This window comes from Novosphingobium sp., from assembly GCF_027531025.1.
Taxonomy (GTDB): Bacteria; Pseudomonadota; Alphaproteobacteria; order Sphingomonadales; family Sphingomonadaceae; genus Novosphingobium.
Genome location: NZ_JAPZQX010000008.1, coordinates 1 through 21,017, shown reverse-complemented (window position 1 = coordinate 21,017; position 21,017 = coordinate 1). Strand labels below are relative to the sequence as shown.

Annotated in this window: 21 protein-coding genes and 1 tRNA gene; 16 read left to right on the top strand and 6 right to left on the bottom strand. The window is 65.8% G+C overall.

Annotation, left to right across the window (positions count from 1 at the left end; translation table 11 throughout):
• The first annotated feature begins 1 nt into the window (after nt 1).
• Genes nusA through rbfA form a run of 5 tightly spaced genes read left to right on the top strand, consistent with a single transcriptional unit; the run spans nt 2 to nt 5,665 of the window.
• Nucleotides 2–1,612: a transcription termination factor NusA gene (nusA, locus tag O9281_RS12085; protein WP_298186183.1), complete on the top strand. Its 1,611-nt coding sequence runs from the start codon at nt 2–4 to the stop codon at nt 1,610–1,612.
• Nucleotides 1,593–2,315 carry a DUF448 domain-containing protein gene (locus O9281_RS12080; RefSeq protein WP_298186181.1) on the top strand — a complete coding sequence of 241 codons (723 nt, stop codon included), beginning with the start codon at nt 1,593–1,595 and terminating at the stop codon, nt 2,313–2,315. Before nusA ends, O9281_RS12080 begins: the two co-directional genes overlap by 20 nt.
• Nucleotides 2,316–2,337: 22 nt before the next feature.
• The gene (gene infB, locus O9281_RS12075) at nt 2,338–4,863 is read left to right on the top strand and encodes a translation initiation factor IF-2 (RefSeq protein WP_298186179.1); all 2,526 of its coding nucleotides are present in this window, start codon (nt 2,338–2,340) and stop codon (nt 4,861–4,863) included.
• Complete coding sequence (locus O9281_RS12070; RefSeq protein ID WP_298186176.1) at nt 4,863–5,273, top strand: PaaI family thioesterase; 411 nt, start codon at nt 4,863–4,865, stop codon at nt 5,271–5,273. The genes infB and O9281_RS12070 overlap by 1 nt, the downstream gene beginning before the upstream one ends.
• A complete protein-coding gene (rbfA, locus tag O9281_RS12065) occupies nt 5,273–5,665 on the top strand; it encodes a 30S ribosome-binding factor RbfA (RefSeq protein WP_298186174.1) in 393 nt (130 codons plus the stop codon). The genes O9281_RS12070 and rbfA overlap by 1 nt, the downstream gene beginning before the upstream one ends.
• A 685-nt stretch (nt 5,666–6,350) precedes the next feature.
• Here the strand turns inward: rbfA and O9281_RS12060 are convergent.
• The gene (locus tag O9281_RS12060; protein ID WP_298186172.1) at nt 6,351–6,920 is read right to left on the bottom strand and encodes a YceI family protein; all 570 of its coding nucleotides are present in this window, start codon (nt 6,918–6,920) and stop codon (nt 6,351–6,353) included.
• A 91-nt stretch (nt 6,921–7,011) separates the two neighbouring features.
• Between O9281_RS12060 and O9281_RS12055 the strand changes: the two genes are divergently transcribed.
• The 8 genes from O9281_RS12055 to O9281_RS12020 all read left to right on the top strand — a co-directional run bounded on the left by O9281_RS12055 (nt 7,012) and on the right by O9281_RS12020 (nt 15,407).
• Nucleotides 7,012–7,590 (top strand): thymidine kinase, encoded by a 579-nt coding sequence (locus tag O9281_RS12055; protein ID WP_298186169.1) that lies wholly within the window; start codon nt 7,012–7,014, stop codon nt 7,588–7,590.
• Nucleotides 7,587–8,141, top strand: a complete 555-nt coding sequence (locus O9281_RS12050; RefSeq protein WP_298186167.1) for a GNAT family protein — start codon at nt 7,587–7,589, stop codon at nt 8,139–8,141. The genes O9281_RS12055 and O9281_RS12050 overlap by 4 nt, the downstream gene beginning before the upstream one ends.
• Complete coding sequence (locus O9281_RS12045) at nt 8,138–8,830, top strand: site-2 protease family protein (protein ID WP_298186165.1); 693 nt, start codon at nt 8,138–8,140, stop codon at nt 8,828–8,830. The genes O9281_RS12050 and O9281_RS12045 overlap by 4 nt, the downstream gene beginning before the upstream one ends.
• A 1-nt stretch (nt 8,831) precedes the next feature.
• Nucleotides 8,832–9,734, top strand: a complete 903-nt coding sequence (gene truB, locus O9281_RS12040; RefSeq protein ID WP_298186162.1) for a tRNA pseudouridine(55) synthase TruB — start codon at nt 8,832–8,834, stop codon at nt 9,732–9,734.
• Nucleotides 9,735–9,739: 5 nt separating this feature from the next.
• Nucleotides 9,740–10,009: a 30S ribosomal protein S15 gene (gene rpsO, locus O9281_RS12035; RefSeq protein WP_298186160.1), complete on the top strand. Its 270-nt coding sequence runs from the start codon at nt 9,740–9,742 to the stop codon at nt 10,007–10,009.
• A gap of 161 nt (nt 10,010–10,170) precedes the next feature.
• Nucleotides 10,171–12,483, top strand: a complete 2,313-nt coding sequence (gene pnp / locus O9281_RS12030) for a polyribonucleotide nucleotidyltransferase (protein WP_298186157.1) — start codon at nt 10,171–10,173, stop codon at nt 12,481–12,483.
• 258 nt (nt 12,484–12,741) lie between these two features.
• A complete protein-coding gene (locus O9281_RS12025; RefSeq protein WP_298186154.1) occupies nt 12,742–14,706 on the top strand; it encodes a hypothetical protein in 1,965 nt (654 codons plus the stop codon).
• Nucleotides 14,703–15,407 carry a DUF3142 domain-containing protein gene (locus O9281_RS12020; protein WP_298186153.1) on the top strand — a complete coding sequence of 235 codons (705 nt, stop codon included), beginning with the start codon at nt 14,703–14,705 and terminating at the stop codon, nt 15,405–15,407. Before O9281_RS12025 ends, O9281_RS12020 begins: the two co-directional genes overlap by 4 nt.
• Here the strand turns inward: O9281_RS12020 and O9281_RS12015 are convergent, their stop codons facing one another.
• From O9281_RS12015 to O9281_RS12005, 3 genes are all read right to left on the bottom strand, one after another.
• Entirely contained in the window at nt 15,408–16,472 is a 1,065-nt protein-coding gene (locus O9281_RS12015) for a GGDEF domain-containing protein (protein ID WP_298186150.1), read from the bottom strand.
• A 112-nt stretch (nt 16,473–16,584) separates the two neighbouring features.
• Nucleotides 16,585–17,544 carry a S1/P1 nuclease gene (locus O9281_RS12010; protein ID WP_298186147.1) on the bottom strand — a complete coding sequence of 320 codons (960 nt, stop codon included), beginning with the start codon at nt 17,542–17,544 and terminating at the stop codon, nt 16,585–16,587.
• A gap of 5 nt (nt 17,545–17,549) precedes the next feature.
• Nucleotides 17,550–18,212 (bottom strand): GcrA family cell cycle regulator, encoded by a 663-nt coding sequence (locus O9281_RS12005; RefSeq protein ID WP_298186144.1) that lies wholly within the window; start codon nt 18,210–18,212, stop codon nt 17,550–17,552.
• A gap of 113 nt (nt 18,213–18,325) precedes the next feature.
• On the opposite strand from O9281_RS12005, the gene O9281_RS12000 reads away from it, so the two are divergent.
• Nucleotides 18,326–19,216: an ABC transporter permease gene (locus O9281_RS12000; RefSeq protein ID WP_298186141.1), complete on the top strand. Its 891-nt coding sequence runs from the start codon at nt 18,326–18,328 to the stop codon at nt 19,214–19,216.
• A gap of 7 nt (nt 19,217–19,223) precedes the next feature.
• Nucleotides 19,224–19,853, top strand: coding sequence for a Pr6Pr family membrane protein (locus tag O9281_RS11995; RefSeq protein ID WP_298186137.1), 630 nt, complete (start codon nt 19,224–19,226; stop codon nt 19,851–19,853).
• Between the two features lie 5 nt (nt 19,854–19,858).
• Here O9281_RS11995 and hspQ read toward each other — a convergent pair whose 3' ends face one another.
• Nucleotides 19,859–20,239, bottom strand: coding sequence for a heat shock protein HspQ (gene hspQ, locus O9281_RS11990; protein ID WP_298186134.1), 381 nt, complete (start codon nt 20,237–20,239; stop codon nt 19,859–19,861).
• A 159-nt stretch (nt 20,240–20,398) separates the two neighbouring features.
• On the opposite strand from hspQ, the gene O9281_RS11985 reads away from it, so the two are divergent.
• Nucleotides 20,399–20,488 (top strand) — tRNA-Ser (locus O9281_RS11985).
• 422 nt (nt 20,489–20,910) lie between these two features.
• Here O9281_RS11985 and O9281_RS11980 read toward each other — a convergent pair.
• Nucleotides 20,911–21,017: integrase catalytic subunit (locus O9281_RS11980; RefSeq protein WP_298182603.1), on the bottom strand; the 107-nt coding region annotated here is incomplete at its 5' end.

Here is a 21,017-nt window from a genome sequence, read left to right as displayed (position 1 = left end):
TATGGCCAGTCCGATTTCCGCCAACCGCGCCGAACTGCTGGCGATCGCCACCTCGGTCGCTAACGAGAAGCTGATCGACAAGGCGATCGTCATCGAGGCGATGGAAGAGGCGATCCAGAAGAGCGCCCGCAACCGCTATGGCGCTGAAAACGACATTCGCGCCAAGCTCGATCCGCGCACCGGTGACCTGCGCCTGTGGCGCGTGGTCGAAGTGGTCGAAGTGGTCGAAGACTATTTCAAGCAGGTCGACCTGAAGCAGGCCCAGAAGCTCGATCCCAATGCCAAGATCGGCGATTTCATCGTCGATCCGCTGCCGCCGGTGGACCTGGGCCGCATCGATGCCCAGTCGGCCAAGCAGGTGATCTTCCAGAAGGTTCGTGATGCCGAGCGCGAGCGCCAATACGAGGAATTCAAGGACCGCGCCGGCGAACTGGTGACGGGCGTGATCAAGTCGGTCGAATTCGGCCACGTGATCGTCAACCTGGGCCGCGCCGAAGGCGTGATCCGCCGCGATCAGCAGATCCCGCGCGAAGTGGCCCGTGTGGGTGAGCGCGTCCGCGCCTGGATCATGAAGGTGGAACGCCAGAACCGCGGTCCGCAGATCTTCCTCAGCCGCGCGCACCCCGAATTCATGAAGAAGCTGTTTGCGCAGGAAGTGCCCGAAATCTACGACGGCATCATCAGCATCCAGGCTGCCGCCCGCGATCCGGGCAGCCGCGCCAAGATCGGCGTGATCAGCCGCGATTCCAGCATTGACCCGGTCGGCGCCTGCGTCGGCATGAAGGGCAGCCGCGTCCAGGCGGTGGTCCAGGAAATGCAGGGCGAAAAGATCGACATCATCCCCTGGAGCGAAGACACCGCGACCTTCGTGGTCAACGCGCTGCAGCCGGCCACCGTCAGCCGCGTGGTTATCGACGAGGAAGAAGGCCGCATCGAAGTGGTCGTGCCTGATGACCAGCTGTCGCTTGCCATTGGCCGCCGCGGCCAGAACGTGCGCCTCGCCAGCCAACTGACCGGTCGCCAGATCGACATCATGACTGAGGCCGAGGCTTCGGAAAAGCGCCAGAAGGAATTCGCCGAGCGCTCGAAGATGTTCGAGGAAGAGCTCGACGTCGATGAAACCCTTTCGCAGCTGCTGGTCGCCGAAGGCTTCAGCGAGCTTGAGGAAGTGGCCTATATCGACATGACCGAACTGGCTGCGATCGAAGGCTTCGATGAGGAGCTGGCCGAAGAGCTGCAGAGCCGCGCCAACGAAGCGCTGGAGCGCCGCGAGGAAGCTGCCCGCGAAGCCCGCCGCGCGCTAGGCGTCGAGGACGATCTGGCCGAACTGCCGCATCTGACCGAAGCCATGCTCGTCACCCTGGGCAAGGCCGGGATCAAGACGCTGGACGACCTGGCCGATCTCGCCACCGACGAGTTGATCGCCAAGAAGCGTGCCGAACAGCGCCGCCGCGATGGATCGGCCCCGCGCCGCTCCGCGCGCGACGAGGACAAGGGCGGCGTGCTGGGCGAATATGGCCTGACCGAAGAGCAGGGCAACGAGATCATCATGGCTGCCCGCGCCCACTGGTTCACTGATGAGGAGGCCGCCGATGCGGATTCCTCACAATGAGCCGCTAGGTTCCGACATCTCTGGCGATGGCCCGGAAAGGAAGTGCATCCTTTCCGGGGTCGTGGCTCCGCGTGAGGAGCTGATCCGGCTGGCGATCTCGCCGGACGGCCTGGTCCTGCCCGATGCCCTGGCCCGCGCGCCCGGGCGGGGGGCCTGGATCGGCGTGAGCCGCGCCGAGCTGACCGCCGCTTTGCACAAGGGCAAGCTAAAGGGCGCGCTGGCGCGGGCTTTCAAGGGGGCGGAACTGACCATCCCCGAAGGCCTTCCGGAACGGATCGAGGCGGCCCTGACGCGTGCCTTTGCAGACCGTCTGGGGCTGGAAAAGAAGTCCGGCCGGCTGCTGACGGGGTCCGACCGGATCGCCGAGAACGCCCGGATGGGCAATGTGGCTTGGCTGGCCCATGCCGCCGATGCCAGCGAGGATGGTTCGCGCAAGCTGGACCAGGCCTGGCGAGTCGGCATGGAAGCCGAAGGGTCCGGCATGGCAGGGATAACCTTGCCACTGGACCGGGCGGCGCTGTCTGTGGCATTGGGCCGCGACAATGTCGTCCACCTGGCGCTGACCGACTCCGGTTCGGCGGCAAGGATCGAAGTCCCGCTGCGGCGCCTGCTGCGCTTTCTGGGGCAGGGTGATGCGAATGAACCGGGTAACGCTTCAGGTACGGCCGCCGCGGCTGGGCCTGACGCGTTGACGACAGATTGAGTTTTGAAGGGCTGGTATCAGAATGAGCGATAGCGACAACAAACCGACTCTCGGCCGCAAGCCGCTGGGGCTGAAGAAGTCGGTGGAAGCGGGCGAGGTCAAGCAGACCTTCAGCCACGGCCGCACCAACAAGGTGGTGGTCGAGGTGAAGAGCCGCAAGCTCATCCGCAAGCCGGGTGAAGCGCCGGTCGCCGCGCCCCCGCCGCCCCCGCCGCCGGCTCCGGTCGCTGCCCCGGCACCCGCACCTGCGCCGAAGAAGCCGGCCGCTCCGGCGGGCGAGACCCCGCAGGAGCGCGTCGCCCGCCTGCAGCGCGAGGCCGAGGAAGCCCGTCTGGCCATGCTCGAAGAGCAGACCCGCCGTGAGCAGGAAGAGCGCCAGCGCGCGCTCGACGAAGAACGCCGTCGTGCCGAGCAGAACCGCAAGGCCGAGGCCGAGGCTGAGGCTGCCGCCACTCTGCAGCCCGAACCCGAAGCGGCCACCGAAGCCCCGCCTGCCGACGAGGCCGGTGACGATGAAGAAGCCCAGCGCCCGGCTGGCACTGCCGCACCTGCGCCGCGCCGCTTCACTCCGGTCGCTGCGCCCAAGCGCCCCGAACCCGCCGCCAAGAAGCCGGCCCATCCGACCCGCGACCGCAAGGGCGGGGACGAGCGCCGCAGTGGCAAGCTGACCGTCACCCGCGCGCTCAACGAGGACGAGGGTGCCCGCGCCCGTTCGCTGGCCGCGCTCAAGCGCGCCCGTGAAAAGGAAAAGCGCGCCCACTTCGCCGGGCAGTCGGCCCCGCGAGAAAAGCAGGTCCGCGATGTCGTTGTGCCCGAAGCGATCACGGTCCAGGAACTGGCCAACCGCATGGCGGAAAAGGGCGCAGACCTGGTCAAGGCGCTATTCAAGATGGGCATGATGGTCACCGTCAACCAGACGATCGACCAGGATACGGCCGAACTGCTGGTTGAGGAATTCGGCCACAACATCCAGCGTGTGTCGGAAAGCGATGTCGATATCGACACGACTGGCGATGTCGATGCGCCCGAAACGCTCAAGCCCCGGCCGCCGGTGGTTACCATCATGGGCCACGTCGACCACGGCAAGACCAGCCTGCTCGATGCGCTGCGCGGGACTGATGTGGTGCGCGGCGAAGCAGGCGGGATCACCCAGCATATCGGCGCTTACCAGATCAAGACCAAGGGCGGCGACCTCGTCACCTTCCTCGATACGCCGGGCCACGAAGCCTTCACCGAAATGCGCATGCGCGGGGCCAACGTGACCGATATCGTCGTGCTGGTCGTGGCTGGTGATGACGGGATCATGCCGCAGACGATCGAGGCGATCAATCACACCAAGGCGGCCGGCGTGCCGATGATCGTGGCGATCACCAAGGCTGACCGCAGCGAGTACAGCGCCCAGAAGATCCGCGAACGCCTGCTTGAGCACGAGATCGTGGTCGAAGCGATGTCGGGCGACGTTCAGGACGTGGAAGTCTCGGCCAAGACCGGGGCCGGGCTGGATACCCTGATCGAGAAGATCCTGCTCCAGGCCGAATTGCTCGAACTGAAGGCCAACCCCGAACGGTCGGCCGAAGCCACCGTGGTCGAAGCCAAGCTCGACAAGGGCAAGGGTCCGCTCGCCACCGTGCTGATCACCCGCGGCACGCTGAAGGTGGGCGACATCTTCGTGGTCGGCACCCATTCGGGCCGCGTCCGCGCCATGCTGGATGACAAGGGGCGCCAGATCAAGGAAGCCCCGCCGGCCCTGCCGGTCGAGGTGCTGGGCCTGGGCGGTGTGCCGATGGCCGGTGACGTGCTGACCGTGGTCGAAAGCGAGGCCCGCGCCCGCGAAGTGGCCGCCTTCCGCCAGGAAAAGGCCACGGCCAAGCGCACCACGACTGCGCCTTCGAGCCTCGAGAACATGTTCTCGGCGCTGTCGGCCAAGCAGACCGTGATCGAATACCCGGTCGTGGTGAAGGCCGACGTCCAGGGTTCGGTCGAAGCGATCGTCAATGCGCTGAACAAGATCTCGAACGACGAGATCAAGGTGAAGATCCTGCAGTCCGGGGTCGGCGCGATTACCGAAAGCGATGTGAACCTGGCCGCAGCCTCCAACGCGCCGGTGATCGGCTTCAACGTGCGCCCCAATGCCAAGGCGCGCGAACTGGTCGATCGCAACAAGACGCGGATGAAGTACTTCGACGTGATCTATCACCTGACCGACGATATCGCCAAGGAAATGGCGGGAATCTGGGGTCCGGAGCGGATCGAGCACGTGGTTGGCCGCGCCGAGGTCAAGGAAGTGTTCCCGGCTGGCAAGCGCGACAAGGCGGCAGGTCTGCTGGTGCTGGAAGGCGGGATCAAGAAGGGGCTGTTCGCCCGCCTTACCCGTCAGGACGTCATCGTTTCGAAGACCGTCATCGCTTCGCTGCGCCGCTTCAAGGACGACGTGCCGGAAGTCCGCGCGGGTCTGGAATGCGGCGTGGTCCTGCAGGACACCAACGACATCAAGCCGGGCGACATGCTCGAAGTGTTTGAGGTCGAGGAGCGCGAACGGACGCTGTGATGGGTTTCCTGGGAACCAGCGGTGCCCATGTCGAGCTGATGGGGGCGGAGTTCATCGACTTCGACCCCGCCAGCGAGACGATCACGATGCGCTTCGTGGCGCCGCCCAGCTTCATCACACCGCGCGGCGGGGTGCAGGGCGGGCTGGTGGCCGGTTTCCTGGACGAAGCGATGGGCTGGGCCCATGTCCAGGCGACCGGCGGCACCGAAGCGCCGCTCAACCTTGAAATCGCGATGAGCCTGCTGAAGCTGATCCCGCCCGGCCCGCTGATGGGCAAGGGGCGGGTGATCCGCCGCGGGCGCAAGGCGATCTTCCTGGAAGGCGAGCTGTGGGATGAAAGCTGGACCACGCTTTATGCCCGCGCCACCTCAACCGCCATTCCCACCCCGGTCCCGGGGCGCGCAGGCTGATGGCTCGCCAGCCCGCCACGCCTGAAACCCGCTCGGTCCGCCTGCTCAAGGTGGGCGAACAGGTGCGCCACGTGATCAGCGAACTGCTGACCCGGCAGATGGTGCATGACGAGGTGCTGACCGCTCATTCGGTCTCGGTCACCGAAGTCCGCATGTCGCCCGACCTGCGCCATGCCACGGTCTTCGTGAAGCCGCTGCTCGGCGCGGACGAGGAACCGGTGCTGAAGGCGCTGCGCACCCACACGGCCTTTTTCCAGAAGGAAGTGGCCGGCAAGCTGCGGCTGAAATACGCCGCCAAGATCCGCTTCCTGGCCGACGAGAGTTTTGATGTCGCCAGCAAGATCGACGCCCTGCTGGCCGATCCGAAGGTCAAGCGCGACCTCGAGGACTAGTTCGGCACCAGCCTGGACCTGCATGGCCGACCGCATTGGGTGGTTTTCTGCCATGCCTCATGCTATCCAACAGTATGCTTTGGCTACGGTCTTTCGCTATCGCCGTCGCATCCTTGGCGGCTTTCGGGTGGTCAACATCTGCTACCTCGTCATCTCAGCAACAGACACGAGAGTGCTTCGATGCCTTGGTTGTGGCCAAGGTCGTTGGCCAAGTCCCGAGCGATTTTGTGAATTCAGACGATGACTATTTCATCATCTCTTGGCCCTACTTCATTGACCTCGACATAGTGCGGGTTGTTAAGGGACAAGTAGAGGGGAAGAAGATCACAGCACTTTCTGTTCAGCACACCTATTGGCGCAGAGATCTTGGCGCACGAAAATGGTGGCTGCGACGCAACACCGCGAGTGGCTACAACATCTTGCGGATCGAAAACGGTGCCAGACCGCCTAAGTGCCCTCAGGGGGTAGCACCCGACCGCGCATACTTAGAGCCAGCACCCGGTCAAACACTAGACGAGATGCGGAAGGCGGGAGAGCGGCGGTATGGAAGCCGACCGTAATCCGATCGGATGATCTCACCGCATTTGCTCACGGTAACTACAGGATCGTATCCGAACAGGCAGCCCCTGTCGCCCCTAGCACGAAATCGGAAGAGCTTCAGGCCGTTCCGACGTGCCCGCGTCGCCTAGTTCGGCACCATCCGCGCCCGGATCGTGATCGTCACTTTCTTGCCCACGATCGCGCTATAGGCGGTCATCCCGAATTCGCGCCGGTCGATCACGGTCCGGGCGGTCAGCTCGACCGGATCGCGGCCGGTCGCGCGGGCGGGCGGATCGCGAAAGGTTACTGCCAGGGTGGCCGGCCGGGTTATCCCGCGCGCGGTCACTTCGCCCGCGACTGTCGCCGTGACCGGGCCGGTCATCTGCATCCGGCGGCCGGAAAAGCGCACTGTCGGATGGCGCTCGACATCGAAGAAGTCCTTGCCCTTGAGCCGGCCCAGCGTGACCTTGTCCCCGGCGGTGAGCTGCCGCGCGTCCAGTTCCACGTCGAGATCGATCGTGTCGAGCCGATCGGGCGACAGGGCGATGCGGCCGTTCATTTGCGGAAAGTGCGCGGTCTTGCTGGCAATGCCCAGGAAACCGACCTTGGCGCTGACCGCGCTGCGCGGAGCATCGATGTGATAGCGCAGCGGCGGCGTGGTGGCCGCCAGCAGCAGGGGTGCCAGCAGGCACAGGGTGATTTTCACGCGCGACATCGTTGCTGTTCTCTGGGTGGGACGCTGGGCCTTGTGGGCCATCCTGTCAATCGCACTGGCCTTTGCGGGGAAACGCCTTATCTCAAGCGCGATGGCCAAGCTCTATTTCTACTATGCCAGCATGAATGCAGGGAAATCGACCACCCTGCTGCAGGCGGACTTCAATTACCGCGAGCGCGGGATGACCACCATGCTTTGGACCGCCGCGCTGGATGACCGCGGCGGGGAAAAGGCGATCGAAAGCCGGATCGGCCTGCACGCCCATGCCCATCGCTATGCTGCGGATACCGACCTGTGGGACCGGGTCATGGCCGCGCACCGGGTTGAGCCGCTGGCCTGCGTGCTGGTGGACGAGGCGCAGTTCCTGACGAAGGACCAGGTCTGGCAATTGGCGCGGCTGGCGGACGAGGGCGGGATCCCGGTGGTCTGTTATGGTCTGCGCACGGATTTCCAGGGTGAACTGTTTCCCGGATCGGCCGCCCTGCTGGGCATTGCCGACGCGCTGATCGAGCTGAAGGGCGTGTGCCATTGCGGGCGCAAGGCCACCATGAACCTGCGGGTCGATGCCAGCGGTGCCGCCGTCAGGCAGGGCGCGCAGACCGAGATTGGCGGGAACGATCGCTATGTGGCGCTGTGCCGCAGGCATTTTACCGAGGCGCTGCGGGCATGAAGCCGGATCCACTGGGGCTCTGGGCACCGCTGGGCGAGGGCGATCTGCGCCTGGTACCCTTGGCCGAGCTGCACCGCGAGGATTTGCGGGCCGCCTGTGCCGAGGATCCTGATATCTGGTCGATCTACGCGGTGTCCTATGCACCCGCGCAGTTCGACGCCAGTTTTGACCAGCTGCTGGGTAATCCGGCCCGGCTGCCCTTCGCGATCTTCGCCGGGGAAACCCTGGCCGGGATGACGGCCTGGATCGATCCCGATCCGAAGCGGCTGTCAGCGGAAATCGGTAATACCTATCTGCGCCCCGGCTTTAGCGGTGGGGACATCAACGGGCGGATGAAGCGGCTGCTGTTTGCCCACGGCTTTGCTTGTGGGCTCAAGCGAATTCAGCTGACGGTCGATGTGCGCAACGGCCGGTCGCAGGCCGCTTGCCGCAAGGTGGGCGCCACTTTCGAGGGCGTGCTGCGCAACCACATGATCACCTGGACCGGGTTCGAGCGCGACAGCGCAGTCTTCTCGGTGGTTGAGCGTGACAGGGAAAGGCTGGGATTGTGAACGAAACCCTGTTCCAGATTGCCGCGCTGGTCATTCCGCTGGTGCTGGCGATCGTCTTTCACGAAGTGGCCCACGGTTGGACCGCGCGCGCGCTGGGCGATCCCACCGCTGCCCAACTGAAGCGGCTGAGCCTCAACCCCTTTCGCCATGTCGATCCGGTCGGGACGATCCTGGTGCCGGGCGCGCTTGCCCTGGCCAAGGGGCCGGTGTTCGGCTGGGCCAAGCCGGTCCCGGTGGTCAAGTCGCGGCTGCGCAACCCGCGCTTCGGGATGATGGCGGTGGCGGCCGCCGGGCCGGGGAGCAACCTGGTCCTCGCCGCGATCGGCGCCATGCTGCTGGGCCTGCTGCTGGGCGGTTACCAGGCGGTGGAGGAGCCATCGGGCATGGCGCGCTTCGCGGCGCTGAACCTGATGAACTTCATCACCATCAACGTCTTCCTGGCGCTGTTCAACCTGCTCCCGATCCCGCCGTTCGATGGCTCGCATATCGTCGAAGGGCTGCTGCCGGAACGGGCCGCGCGCGAATACGAGCGACTGCGGCCGCTCGGCTTTCCGCTGGTCCTGCTGCTGATTGTGGTGCTGCCCTGGGCGATCGAGGGCTTCGATCCGGTGGGCGAACTGGTGGTGCCGCCAGTCCGCTGGCTGACCGGCCAATACCTGCAACTGGCGACCTGGTTCGCCGGGGGCTGACATGTCGCCCAATGGCTGGATCATCCTCGACAAGCCGCTGGGGCTTGGCTCGACCCAGGCGGTTGGCGCGGTCAAACGCGTCTGCCGCGAGGCCGGGCTGGGCAAGGTCAAGGTCGGCCACGGCGGCACGCTCGATCCGCTGGCGACCGGTGTGCTGCCGATCGCGCTGGGCGAGGCCACCAAGCTGTGCGGGCGGATGCTTGGTTCAGTCAAGACCTATGCCTTCACGATCCGCTTCGGGGCCGAGACCGATACGCTCGATCTGGAAGGCCGGGTCATTGCGGAAAGCCCGGTGCGACCGATGCTGCCCGAGGTCGAGGCAGTGCTGCCGCGTTTCACCGGGTCGATCGAACAGGTACCGCCGGCCTATTCGGCGCTCAAGGTCGATGGCGAACGTGCCTATGATCTGGCCCGCAAGGGCGTGGCGGTGGACCTTGCCACCCGCCTTGTGACCATTCATGCTCTGTCTGTGTGCAGCCTGAGTGACAGCGAAGTCACCCTGGTCGCCACTGTTTCGAAGGGTACGTACATCCGTTCCCTGGCCCGCGATATCGCGCTGGCTCTCGGCACGGTCGGTCATGTCACCATGCTGCAGCGGCTGAAGGCCGGGCCGTTCGGGATCGAACAGGCGATTTCGCTGGACAAATTGAACGAAGTGGGTAAGGGCGCGCCACTTGAGAACGTACTCTTGCCGCTGGAGGCAGGGCTGGTCGACATCCCGGCTCTGAACCTCGGCCCGGAACAGGCAAGGGCGATCCGTCAGGGTCGGGTTCTGGCCGGGCTGCCCCATACCGACGGGCTTTACTGGGCGAGGGCGGGAACGGTTCCCGTTGCGCTGGTCGAGCTTTTCGGAGGCACCGCCACGGTGGTGCGGGGGTTCAACCTTCCCGATGTCGCGGAGTAAGAAACATGTCGGTTACCGCCGAAAAGAAAGCTGAAATCATCTCGGACAACGCCCGCGCCAAGGGTGATACCGGTTCGCCGGAAGTCCAGGTCGCGATCCTGACCAGCCGCATCAACACGCTGCAGGCCCACTTCAAGGATCACCACAAGGACAACCACTCGCGCCGGGGCCTGCTGATGATGGTGAACAAGCGCCGTTCGCTGCTTGACTACCTCAAGCGCAAGGATGTGGACCGCTATAACGCGCTCATCGCGAAGCTCGGTCTGCGCAAGTAATCAAGCGAAGCGGCCCCCAGCGGGCCGCTTTTGCTATGGGGCTTCCGCACAATTCGGTGCGGGAACGCCAGGGGGCCGCAAGTGCCCCACACCGGACCGGGACGGTACTCCCCGGCAGCAAAACCCGCACGCAATAGGGCCTGCGGGCTGAAGGAATGAAAATGTTCGACGTCAAAACCGTAAGCATGGAGTGGGGCGGAAAGACCCTCACCCTGGAAACCGGCCGCATTGCCCGTCAGGCTGACGGCGCGGTCCTCGCCACCTATGGCGAAACTGTCGTGCTCTGCGCCGTCACGGCCGCCAAGAGCGTCAAGGAAGGGCAGGACTTCTTCCCGCTCACCGTCCACTACCAGGAAAAGTATTTCGCGGCCGGCCGGATCCCGGGCGGCTTCTTCAAGCGCGAACGCGGCGCGACGGAAAAGGAAACGCTGGTTTCCCGCCTGATCGACCGTCCGGTCCGTCCGCTGTTCCCCGAAGGCTTTTACAACGAAATCAACGTGATCGCCCAGGTGCTGTCCTATGACGGCGAGTGCGAGTCCGACGTGCTGGCGATGATCGCCGCCTCGGCTGCGCTGACCATCTCGGGCGTGCCCTTCATGGGTCCGATCGGCGCGGTCCGCGTCGGTTATGCCGATGGCGAATACCTGCTCAACCCGAAGCAGGACGCCGCTGCCGCCGGCGATCTCGACCTGGTTGTCGCCGCCACCGGCAATGCTGTGATGATGGTGGAATCGCAGGCCCGCGAGCTGTCTGAAGAAGTCATGCTCGGCGCGGTCCTCTTCGCGCACGACGAGTGCAAGAAGGTCTGCAAGCTGATCATCGATCTGGCTGAAAAGGCCGCCAAGGATCCTTGGGAAGTCCCGGTTTCGGACAATTCGGCGATCAAGGACAAGCTCAAGAAGCTGATTGGTGCCGATATCGCCGTGGCCTACAAGCTGACCGACAAGTCGGCCCGTTCGAACGCGCTCAACGCGGCGCGCGAAAAGGCCAAGGAAGCTTTCGCCAGCGAAGATGCCCAGACCCAGATGGTCGCGATCAAGTCGGTCAAGAAGGTCGAGGCCGACATCGTGCGCGGCGCGATCCTGAAGGACGGCACCCGCATCGACGGGCGCAAGGTCAACCAGGTTCGCCCGATCGAATCGATCGTCGGCTTCCTCCCGCGTACCCATGGTTCGGCGCTGTTCACCCGCGGCGAAACCCAGGCGATCTGCACCACCACCCTTGGCACCAAGGACGCGGAGCAGATGATCGACGGGCTGGAAGGCCTGAGCTATTCGAACTTCATGCTGCACTACAACTTCCCGCCCTATTCGGTCGGCGAAGTCGGCCGCTTCGGGGCGCCTTCGCGCCGCGACACCGGCCACGGCAAGCTGGCCTGGCGCGCCCTGCAGGCGGTCCTGCCGAGCAAGGAAGAGTTCCCCTACACGATCCGCGTGGTCTCGGACATCACCGAGTCCAACGGTTCCTCGTCGATGGCCACCGTCTGCGGCGGCGCCCTGTCGATGATGGACGCCGGCGTGCCGATCAAGCGCCCGGTTTCGGGCATCGCGATGGGCCTGATCCTGGAAGGCGACGCGTTCACCGTGCTGTCCGACATCCTGGGTGACGAAGATCACCTGGGCGACATGGACTTCAAGGTGGCCGGCACTTCCGAAGGCATCACCACGATGCAGATGGACATCAAGGTGGCCGGGATCACGAAGGAAATCTTCGAAGCCGCGCTGCATCAGGCCAAGGAAGGCCGTGCGCACATCCTGGGTGAAATGACCAAGGCCCTGGGTTCGGCCCGGACCGAGCTTTCGGCTCACGCGCCGCGCATCGAGACGATCCAGATCGACAAGTCGAAGATCCGCGAAGTGATCGGGACCGGCGGCAAGGTGATCCGCGAGATCGTCGCCGAAACCGGTGCCAAGGTCGACATCGACGATGAAGGTCTGATCAAGATCTCGTCGAGCGATCCGGCCCAGATCGAAGCCGCCAAGAACTGGATCCTCGGCATCGTCGAGGAACCGGAAGTCGGCAAAATCTATGACGGCAAGGTCGTCACGATCGTCGATTTCGGCGCTTTCGTGAACTTCATGGGCGGCAAGGACGGTCTCGTCCACGTCTCGGAAATGCGCAACGAGCGCGTCGAGAAGCCGACCGACGTCGTGTCCGAAGGCCAGGCCGTGAAGGTCAAGGTGCTCGAGATCGACCAGCGCGGCAAGGTCCGCCTGTCAATGCGCGTCGTCGATCAGGAAACCGGCGCCGAGCTGGAAGACACCCGCCCGCCGCGCGAACCGCGCGGTGACCGGGGCGATCGCGGCGACCGTGGCGATCGTCGCCCGCGTCGCGATGGCGATCGCGGTGGTCGCGGTGGTGACCGTGGTCCGCGCCGCGATGGCGATCGTGGTCCCAGGAGTGATCGGGGCCGCGAGCGCGACGAGGGCGGCAGCCCGGATCATCTCCCCGCCTTCCTCAAGGGCGACGATTGATCCCGGCCACCGTACCGGTACGAAAAACAGGAAAGGGGGTCGCGCTTGCGGCCCCCTTTTTTCTTGCCCATCCCCCGGCCGGTCTGGAATCCTGCGCGGATCGGGATGGGAGCATGCGCAATGCGGATTGTTCGCGGCAAGGGGATCGTGGCGCTGGCGCTCGCCGGGATGTCGACCGTCGCCTGGGCCTGTGCCGACAGCAGCTGCACGCCGACCTGATCGTTGCAGGGCTATGCGCCGGACTGCGCCAATCGCGGCATGCTCACCCCCAGCAACGACAGCCGGGTGAACCTGTTGTTCCTGCTGCGCAGCAAGGCCGGGCTGGGTAGCGCCGGGTTGGCCTATCCAGCCAGCGATTATGAGACGGCCGGGTTCGGCCAGACCTTCCTCGACTGGCATCTGGCCCGCGCGGCGTTCTATCCACAGCTCACGGCCGAACCGGGCAGCCCGGACTTTGCCGGATCACGCTGCATCAGCCTGGCCAGCGGAAGCGGTGCATTTGCAACCGCGCTTGCCGCCGCCAAAGGCCTGCCCGCGGCCGAGCGGGAGCAATTGCTGGCGGCCCGGCCCCAGCTGGCGGCCAGCTGCAATGGCGCGGCCGATCGCGCCGGTTCGGCCTGGCCGCAGGGGATCGCCAGCAAACCGGGGCGGGAGTTCCTCAGCTATCTGCAAGCCGCCGATGATTTCTACGCCGAGCGTTGGGCGCCGGCGCGCGATGGCTTTGCCCGGCTGGCCGGGGCGGGCGATCCCTGGGTCAGGGAGACGGCTGGCTACATGTTGGCGCGGGTCGAACTCAACGCGGCCCAGGCCAATGCCTTTGACGAATATGGCTGGTACCGGCCCGGCAAGGTCAGCCAGGTCGAGGTGCAGCGGGCCGAAGCGGAGCTGGCGGGCTATCTCAACGCCTGGCCCGGCGGGCGCTATGCGGCGTCAGCCAGTGGCCTGCAACGCCGCGCCCTGTGGCTGAAGGGGGACAGCGCGGCATTGGCCGCCAGTTACGCCCGCCTGCTCACCGCCACCCCGGCCAGCCAGCCGGCCGCCGCCGACCTGGTCCAGGAAATCGACAACAAGCTGCTGTTCACCGGCGAACGCGATCGCGCGGTCGTGGCCAATGGGCCGCTGCTGCTGGCAGCGCTCAACCTCGTGCGGATGCCGGGCGATGGGCTGGAAAGTGGGTTGCAGCTGCTCAGCGCCGCCGAACTGGAGGCCCAGGCCCCGGTCTTCGCGCAAGAGCCCGAACTGTTCGGCCTGCTGCAGGCAACGCACGCCTTTTATGTGCAGAAGGATTACCGGGCCGTCCTCCAGTTGATCCCCGACGATGCCCGCCAGCCGCGCTATGGCGAAGTGGCCTTCAGCCGCCAGGTGCTGCGTGGCATGGCCCTGGCGGCGCTGGGTGACCGCAACGAGGGCGGGTTCTGGCGCGAGCTGCTGGGTGGGGCGACCGGCTTGTGGCAGCGCTCCACCGTCGAGCTGGGGCTGGCGCTGAACCTTGAGCGCAAGGGGCAGGTGGCCGCCGTTTTCGCCAAGGATTCGCGAATCCGCGAAACGATGATCAGGCGTGAGCTGATCGCCCATTCGGCTGGACCGGCGCTGTTGAAGCTGGCCGCGCAGGATCGCGATCGTCCCCGGACCGAGCGCGACATGGCCTTGTTCGTGCTGCTCTACAAGCAGCTCAGCCGGGGTGACTATGCCGGTTTTGCCGCCAGCCAGGCGCTGGTCCCGCGCGATGCCGACCGGGACGGTGGGCTGTGGAGCTTCGTTACGGCCGACAAGGTGCCGGTGGCGCTGTTTACTGCCGGACAGGCCAGCGATGGCTTCCCCTGTCCCGCGATTGGCGCCACGGCGCGCGCCCTTGCGGCCAATCCGCGCGATCACCGGGCGCGGCTGTGCCTCGGCGATTTCTGGCGCCTCAACGGCTTCGACGGGTTCGAGGCGCTGGACGAGCGTCCCGATGCCGCCGAACTCGGCGGCACGGCCAACGATTTTCCGGGTACGCCCATCCGGCGCGGCGATTTCTATGCCGCGACCATCGCCGATCCGCGCGCCCCGGCCGATCTCAAGGCCTATGCGCTCTACCGCTCGGTGATGTGCTACGCGCCTTCGGCCTACAATTCCTGCGGCGGCCAGGCGGTAGAGGTCGGGCAGCGCAAGGCTTGGTTCGAACAGCTGAAGCGGCAATACCCGCAAAGTCGCTGGGCCCGGAAACTGCGCTACTACTGGTGAGGCTGCGCCCGTTCCTGGGGCTGGTCCTGGCGCTGCTGGCCGGGTGCGGCGATGCCGCGGGGCGGGTCGATCCGGCCGCTCACGATGCCTTTTACCTATGGGCCGGGGTAGAGCCTGGGCCGGAACTGCGTCAGGCCCGCACACTCTACCTGCTGGCTGGTGAGGTGCGGCGTGACGATCCGGACAGCTTCGTCCTGCTGCGCCCGGCCGCGCCGCGCCTGCCCGATCAGGATGTGTGGCTGGTGGTCCGCGCGGCGCGGCTCGACTGGGGCGAGGACGTACACCGCGCGGTGGAGCGGGCGATGCGGCAATGGCGCGGGCGGGGCACTCGGCTGGTCGGGCTGCAGGTCGATTTCGATGCGGCAACGCCTGAGCTGGGCAACTATGCCACCTTCCTCGCGGCGCTGCGTGCGCGGCTGCCGCGCGAATATCAGCTGTCGGTCACCGGGCTGATGGACTGGAACGCCCATGCCGATCCGGCCCATCTGGCCGCGCTGCGGGGCACGGTCGATGAAGTGGTGGTGCAAAGCTATCAGGCGCGCACCACGATCCCCGGCTATGCCGCTTACCTCGACAAGCTGGCGCGGGTGCCGGTGCCGCACAAGGTTGCGCTGGTGGAGGGCGGTGAGTGGCGCGAGCCGGCCGGGTTGCAGCAGGACCGCCTGTTCCGGGGCTATGTGGTGTTCCTGCTGCCCGATTGATCAGGCGACCAGCCGCACCACCTTGCGTTCGCCAGGTTCGGCCAGGGCGATGCGGTTGCGCCCGTCCTGCTTGGCCCGGTAAAGCGCCGCGTCCGCCGCCTTCAGCGCCGCCCGTGGGTCGCCGCAAGCAAAGACATCGGCAATCCCGGCTGAAAAGGTGATCTGGCCGAAGGGCACGTCCGTCGCGCGGTTGACCAGGCGCCGTTCGGCCAGCTGGGCGCGCAGGGCGTCGAGCTTGTCATGCGCAGCGGCCAGGGTGGTATCACGCAGCAGGATGACGAATTCTTCGCCGCCATGGCGCGCCACGTGGCAGCGGTCGTCGGAGATATGGGCCAGGCTCTCCGCAACCAGTTTCAGCACCCGGTCACCGGCGTCGTGGCCGTGGGTATCGTTGACCCGCTTGAAATGGTCGATATCGCAGAAGGCCACGCACAACGGTTCGGCGGCGCCCCGCGCGGCGCGGTATTCGGCATCGAACCGGGCATCGAAGGCGCGGCGGTTGGGCAGGCCGGTCAGGTGATCCTCTTCGGCGCTGCGGCGGGTTTCTTCGAGCTTGTGGCGCAGGCTGCGGGTCTGCTCCTCGCTGCGCTGCATTGCTTTCTCGATCTCCTGCGTGCGCCGCAGCATGGCCTTGGTCAGGCTGGCCAGCTGCCCGATCATTGCGCCGGTCGCGCTGGCTCCGTTCAGCTCGTCGGCCTGTTCGCGCAAGGCACTGCGATAGTCGCTGGTCGCCTTGCGGGCGGCGCTGCTGGTGCGGCCGAATTCGTCCAACCCGGCTTCCAGCCGTTCCATGAGCCGGTCGAGCGCAGTGAAATCCTCCTCTTCTTCGCTCGCTGCCAGCGCATCTTCCAGCCATTCGGCCGTCACCGGTTCGCGCGCCAGAATCCGCCGGTCGATCAGCCGGACGATGTCTGGATCGCTGCCACTGAGATAGGCATGGGCGACTTGCAGGGTCTGCGCCGAAAGCGGCAACTGGTGATAGGCCAGGAACGCGCCGATCTCGTCCAATTGGCGGTTGCGGGCGTTTTCGCGGCGTTCGAGGATTGGCGGCGACGCCGGCTGCACGGGCTCGCGCCGGGCACCCAGGCCAAGCCAGCCAAGCAGGCCTGCCTTGCGAGGCGGGAATGAAGGATCATGGGCGGTCATGCCCATGGTTAACGTCAGTCTTTTCCAAAACTTAAGGGCGGGCGGGGCAGCTGGCCGATGATCCCTTGGCCTGGGTGACCGCCTGGGCCAGGGTATCGGCGATGCGATAGCCGCCGGTTGCCACCCGGCGCCCCGACAGCGCCAGGGCATAGGCATTCTCCGCCGGGGTCACCACAGGTGCCGTCTGGCCCGCCGGAACCGCGGCAAGGAAGGTGCCGCGATAACCGACCATCCGGGCCAGTTCGCGGGTTTCTTCCACCTGGCTGGCGAAGACCCGCACCGCGCTGCCCGCACGATCCAGTCCGGTGATCTTCTGACGCGGCCAGACGGTCATCAGGGCCGCGGCCCAGTCACCTCCGGGGGCATTGACGCGCGACTGCTGGAAGATCTTGTCCCAGTACTGGTGAAGGTTGACCGGCGGGCTGTCGGCAAACCGGCGGACGAAGGCCAGCTCCCCCGCGCGGTCGGTGGCGGGGAAATCGGCGCTCATCTGGTGGCCGGCATGCAGCGGCTGCTGGATATCGCCGACGATGTGGATCAGCCAGCCGATCGCCCGCGCGCGGTCGGCCGCCGGTGCGCAAGGGCTGGCAAGCTGCGCGTAATTGAAGGCAAAGCCTTCCTTGGCCGTGCCATTGCGCAGCGGCCACAACCAGCTTCGCCCTGAAACAACCCGCAGGGCATAGTGCCACTTCGGATGGTCTTCCGGCCCGCCGCGAATATCATCGGGCCAGCGGGCCAGCCATTCGAACAGGGCGCGCTGGCGGACCGGTTCGGGCAGGGCAGCGGCCCGCGCAGCGAACAGGGGATAGTCCTGGTGGTTGCGGGCGATCACCAGCAGTTCAGCCAGCGCGGCGGGGTTGCGCTTTGCCAGGTCAGCCCAGGCGATGGCCCCGGTGGTCTGGTGGGTTTCCTCGGACCAGGCCCAGGCCGGGCTAGCCAGCGGCGTCAGCGCCAGTGCGGCGGCCAATCCTGCCAGCGGCGCCTTTGCCATTGGGCTTAGCGGACCCGCGGACCACCAAAGGGCAAAGGCGGGGGCGGACGGCGATGGCCGCGCGGCAGCTGCGCCTGATAGGCCCGGCCGCAATGCTCGACGCAATAGGGGAAACCGGGGTTCACCTTTTCCCCGCAAAAGTGGAAATCGGGCTCACCCGGATGGCCCATCGGCCAGCGGCAGATCCGGTCATTCAGGTCGAGCAGGCTGGTCTTGTCGGCCACTTCCGGGCTGGGCTTGGCCGGAACCAGACGGCGCGGCGGCGCGGGCGGGATCGGGGCCTGCTGGTCACCCGGACCCTGGCGCAGGAAGCCGCCGGGGCCGACCGAGACGATGCGCGGCGCGGGCGGCGCATCGCTGGCGGGCTGGGCAGCCGGCGCGGCGGCGGGAGCCGGACGGGATGGCGCGGCAGCGGCCGGGGCCGGGCGCGGGGCCGGGGCCGGACGCGGCGCGGCTTCCGCCTTGGGCGGGCGCGGCGTGGGGGCGGGCGCGGCTTCCTTTTCGTTGGCCTTGACCGGGCTGGGGCGGGCCTTCAGCCCGAGGCGGTGCGCCTTGCCGATCACGGCGTTGCGGCTGACGCCGCCCAGCTCTTCCGCGATCTGGCTGGCGGTGGCGCCGCCTTCCCACATTTTGGTCAGCTTTTCGATCCGCTCTTCGGTCCAGCTCATGCCTGTATCACTTTCCTGTCGGGGGATGGTGTCCCCCAAAGAACCTGCCCGCCGGGGGATGACGATCCCCCAACAACTTGCCAACTTCGCGACCTGCCGATAGTCGCCAAACCATGGCCGATCAACCGCAATCCCCGCCCACGAACGCTGCCGCTCCGCTGCCCGGTGAGGGCATCGGGCTGAGTGCATTTCCGGCCCAGGGAGTGCCCGTGTTCCACCGGTTCAACCGGCTGGGGCTGTGGACCCTTTATATGAAGGAAGTCCGCCGGTTTTTCAAGGTCCAGACCCAGACGATCTGGGCCCCGGCGATTACCACGCTGCTGTTCCTTGTCATCTTCACGGTCGCGCTCGGGCGCGAAGGGCGGATGGTGCTGGGTGTCAATTTCGCCACCTTCATCGCGCCAGGCCTGATTGTGATGGGCATGATGCAGAACGCCTTTGCCAATTCCAGCTTTAGTTTCCTGGCCGGCAAGATCCAGGGCACGATCATCGATTACCTGATGCCGCCGCTGTCCAATGCCGAACTGATGATCGCACTGGTCGGCGCGGCGGTGACCCGGGCCGTGCTGGTGGGCTTCGCGCTGTACGGCGCGATGCTGCTGTGGCCGGGCGTGCACCTGACCTTTGCCCATCCCTGGGCAATCGTGTGGTTCGGGCTGATGGGTTCGATCATGCTGGCCCTGATCGGCCTCGCCACTTCGCTCTGGGCCGAGAAATTCGATCACAACGCGGCCGTCACCAACTTCGTGATTGCCCCGCTGTCGCTGCTCTCCGGCACCTTCTACGTGATCGATAACCTGGCCCCGGTGTTCCAGATGGTCAGCCGCCTCAACCCGTTTTTCTACGTCATCTCGGGCTTCCGCTTCGGCTTCCTGGGGCAGAGCGATATCGGCGATACCAACATGGCCGTGATGCATGGCGCGTTTGGCCTGGGCGTGCTTAACTTGGCGCTGGCGCTGGGGCTCTATGCCGTGCTGCGCAGCGGCTGGAAGCTGAAGGGCTGAGCGGGGAATGGGCCGCGATGGCCTGGCGCGGCTGACGGCGGCGCTGATCGCGGCAGCGGCGCTGCTGGCAATGGTCCCGCCGCTGGCCAATGGCATCGAGCGGCATGGCGGCATCCTCGCCGCAGCCTGGGCGCTGGGACGGTTCTTCACGATCCTGACCAACCTGGCGATTGGCATCGCCTTCGCCACGATCGCCTGGCGCGGGCGTAACGCGGTGGCTCCAGTAATCCAGGGCGGGCTGATGCTGGCGATCGTGCTGGTCGGGCTGGTCTTCAACCTGCTGCTACCGCCGCTCGATCACGCCAGCTTCATCGATGCGCTGGGCGACAACGCCCATCATGTGATGATCCCGCTTGCAGTGCCGCTATGGTGGCTGGCCTTTGCCCCACACGGCCAATTGGGCTGGCGCGCGCCGCTGGCCTGGGCGCTCTATCTGCTGGCCTATTCCGGCTATGTACTGGCGCGGGCCCAGCTGGAGCCGGCCGGCACGCCGCTGCGCTATCCCTATTTCTTCATGGACGTGGAGCGGCTCGGCTGGACCACAGCGCTCGGCAACATGGCAGCAATCGCGCTGGGTTTCGTGCTGGCGGGCTGGCTTGCCGTGTGGATCGACCGGCGGCTGGCTCCGCGCGACTGACCGGATCAGTGCGTCATCGAACGGCGCAGGCGATAGCGGCCGTTAAGGAAATCCTCGAACAGTTCATCGACCGAAGGGTGATCGACCGGCCCGGCCTCACCATCGGCCAGCAGGTTCTGCTGGCTCACATAGGCGACATAGCTGGAATCCCCGTTTTCGGCGAGCAGGTGATAGAATGGCTGTTCGCGGTGCGGGCGCACTTCCTTGGGGATCGATTCGTACCATTCCTCGCTGTTGGCGAAGACCGGATCGATATCGAACACCACGCCGCGGAAATCATAGACCCGGTGCCGCACGACATCGCCGATACCGAACCGCGCCTGGGCGCGGCGCGGGGCATCGACGTGCTTGCCAGCCTGGGGGGAAAAGAAGCTCGCGCGGTCCATTGGTCACGATATAGGCATTGTGCGCCTGCGAAACAACGCCCGGCTTTATCCCGTCCCCCGATTTCAGGGTGCAGGGGGCTTGGCAAGCCGGGCATCATCGGCTAACCGCGCGCTTCCCGACCGGGCCAGGCGCCAGCCGCCTGCCACGATCACTTCTGCGGAGAGGTGGCAGAGAGGTCGAATGCGCCGCACTCGAAATGCGGTTTACGGGTAACCGTAACGTGGGTTCGAATCCCACCCTCTCCGCCAACGCACCGAGTTGCGAAACAAACTGTCTCCCCCAAACCATCGTCAGTAGGCATGGCCTCTTGAAAACCGTTGAATTTCTGTCGTTTTTTGGCGGAATAGCTCTCCACTGCCGCATAGCCGCTTACGGACCGTGAGTTGGAAAACCGCCCGCCTACCGAGAGCGTCACGAACTCTATCATTTGTCCGACAGCCTAAAACCCCAGAAATCTGCCTTTTTCACCGACCGAACCCCTGCTTTCGAGGTTCGGTCGACATGATGTTCTCGCTGTCTGCGACGACCTACGCCACTGGCGTAGTTCGGATCAAAAATGGCAGGCAGCGATGAAGCACTAGAAAAAGCCCAGAAAAGAGCTGAATATCACAGTCACCTTCCTGGAGGCAGACAACATGACCGGCCCCCACCGAGTGGTCCGTGTTATTTGTTAGTGTAAAACTGCCTCCGGCGCCATGGCTGGCCGCAGGTGAAGCGAAGCGGAACCGGAGGGCAGCCATGGCGGTGTTGCCGTTTCCGGGGCCGGAGGCCGATAGC

Coding starts and splice junctions, on each gene's coding strand:
- pnp (WP_298186157.1), top strand. CDS start 10,171: ATGTTCGACGTCAAAACCGTAAGCATGGAGTGGGGCGGAAAGACCCTC.
- O9281_RS12080 (WP_298186181.1), top strand. CDS start 1,593: ATGCGGATTCCTCACAATGAGCCGCTAGGTTCCGACATCTCTGGCGAT.
- O9281_RS12050 (WP_298186167.1), top strand. CDS start 7,587: ATGAAGCCGGATCCACTGGGGCTCTGGGCACCGCTGGGCGAGGGCGAT.
- nusA (WP_298186183.1), top strand. CDS start 2: ATGGCCAGTCCGATTTCCGCCAACCGCGCCGAACTGCTGGCGATCGCC.
- O9281_RS12055 (WP_298186169.1), top strand. CDS start 7,012: ATGGCCAAGCTCTATTTCTACTATGCCAGCATGAATGCAGGGAAATCG.
- O9281_RS12025 (WP_298186154.1), top strand. CDS start 12,742: ATGCTCACCCCCAGCAACGACAGCCGGGTGAACCTGTTGTTCCTGCTG.
- O9281_RS12005 (WP_298186144.1), bottom strand. CDS start 18,212: ATGAGCTGGACCGAAGAGCGGATCGAAAAGCTGACCAAAATGTGGGAA.
- O9281_RS11995 (WP_298186137.1), top strand. CDS start 19,224: ATGGGCCGCGATGGCCTGGCGCGGCTGACGGCGGCGCTGATCGCGGCA.
- rbfA (WP_298186174.1), top strand. CDS start 5,273: ATGGCTCGCCAGCCCGCCACGCCTGAAACCCGCTCGGTCCGCCTGCTC.
- rpsO (WP_298186160.1), top strand. CDS start 9,740: ATGTCGGTTACCGCCGAAAAGAAAGCTGAAATCATCTCGGACAACGCC.
- O9281_RS12060 (WP_298186172.1), bottom strand. CDS start 6,920: ATGTCGCGCGTGAAAATCACCCTGTGCCTGCTGGCACCCCTGCTGCTG.
- truB (WP_298186162.1), top strand. CDS start 8,832: ATGTCGCCCAATGGCTGGATCATCCTCGACAAGCCGCTGGGGCTTGGC.
- infB (WP_298186179.1), top strand. CDS start 2,338: ATGAGCGATAGCGACAACAAACCGACTCTCGGCCGCAAGCCGCTGGGG.
- O9281_RS12000 (WP_298186141.1), top strand. CDS start 18,326: ATGGCCGATCAACCGCAATCCCCGCCCACGAACGCTGCCGCTCCGCTG.
- O9281_RS12010 (WP_298186147.1), bottom strand. CDS start 17,544: ATGGCAAAGGCGCCGCTGGCAGGATTGGCCGCCGCACTGGCGCTGACG.
- hspQ (WP_298186134.1), bottom strand. CDS start 20,239: ATGGACCGCGCGAGCTTCTTTTCCCCCCAGGCTGGCAAGCACGTCGAT.
- O9281_RS12070 (WP_298186176.1), top strand. CDS start 4,863: ATGGGTTTCCTGGGAACCAGCGGTGCCCATGTCGAGCTGATGGGGGCG.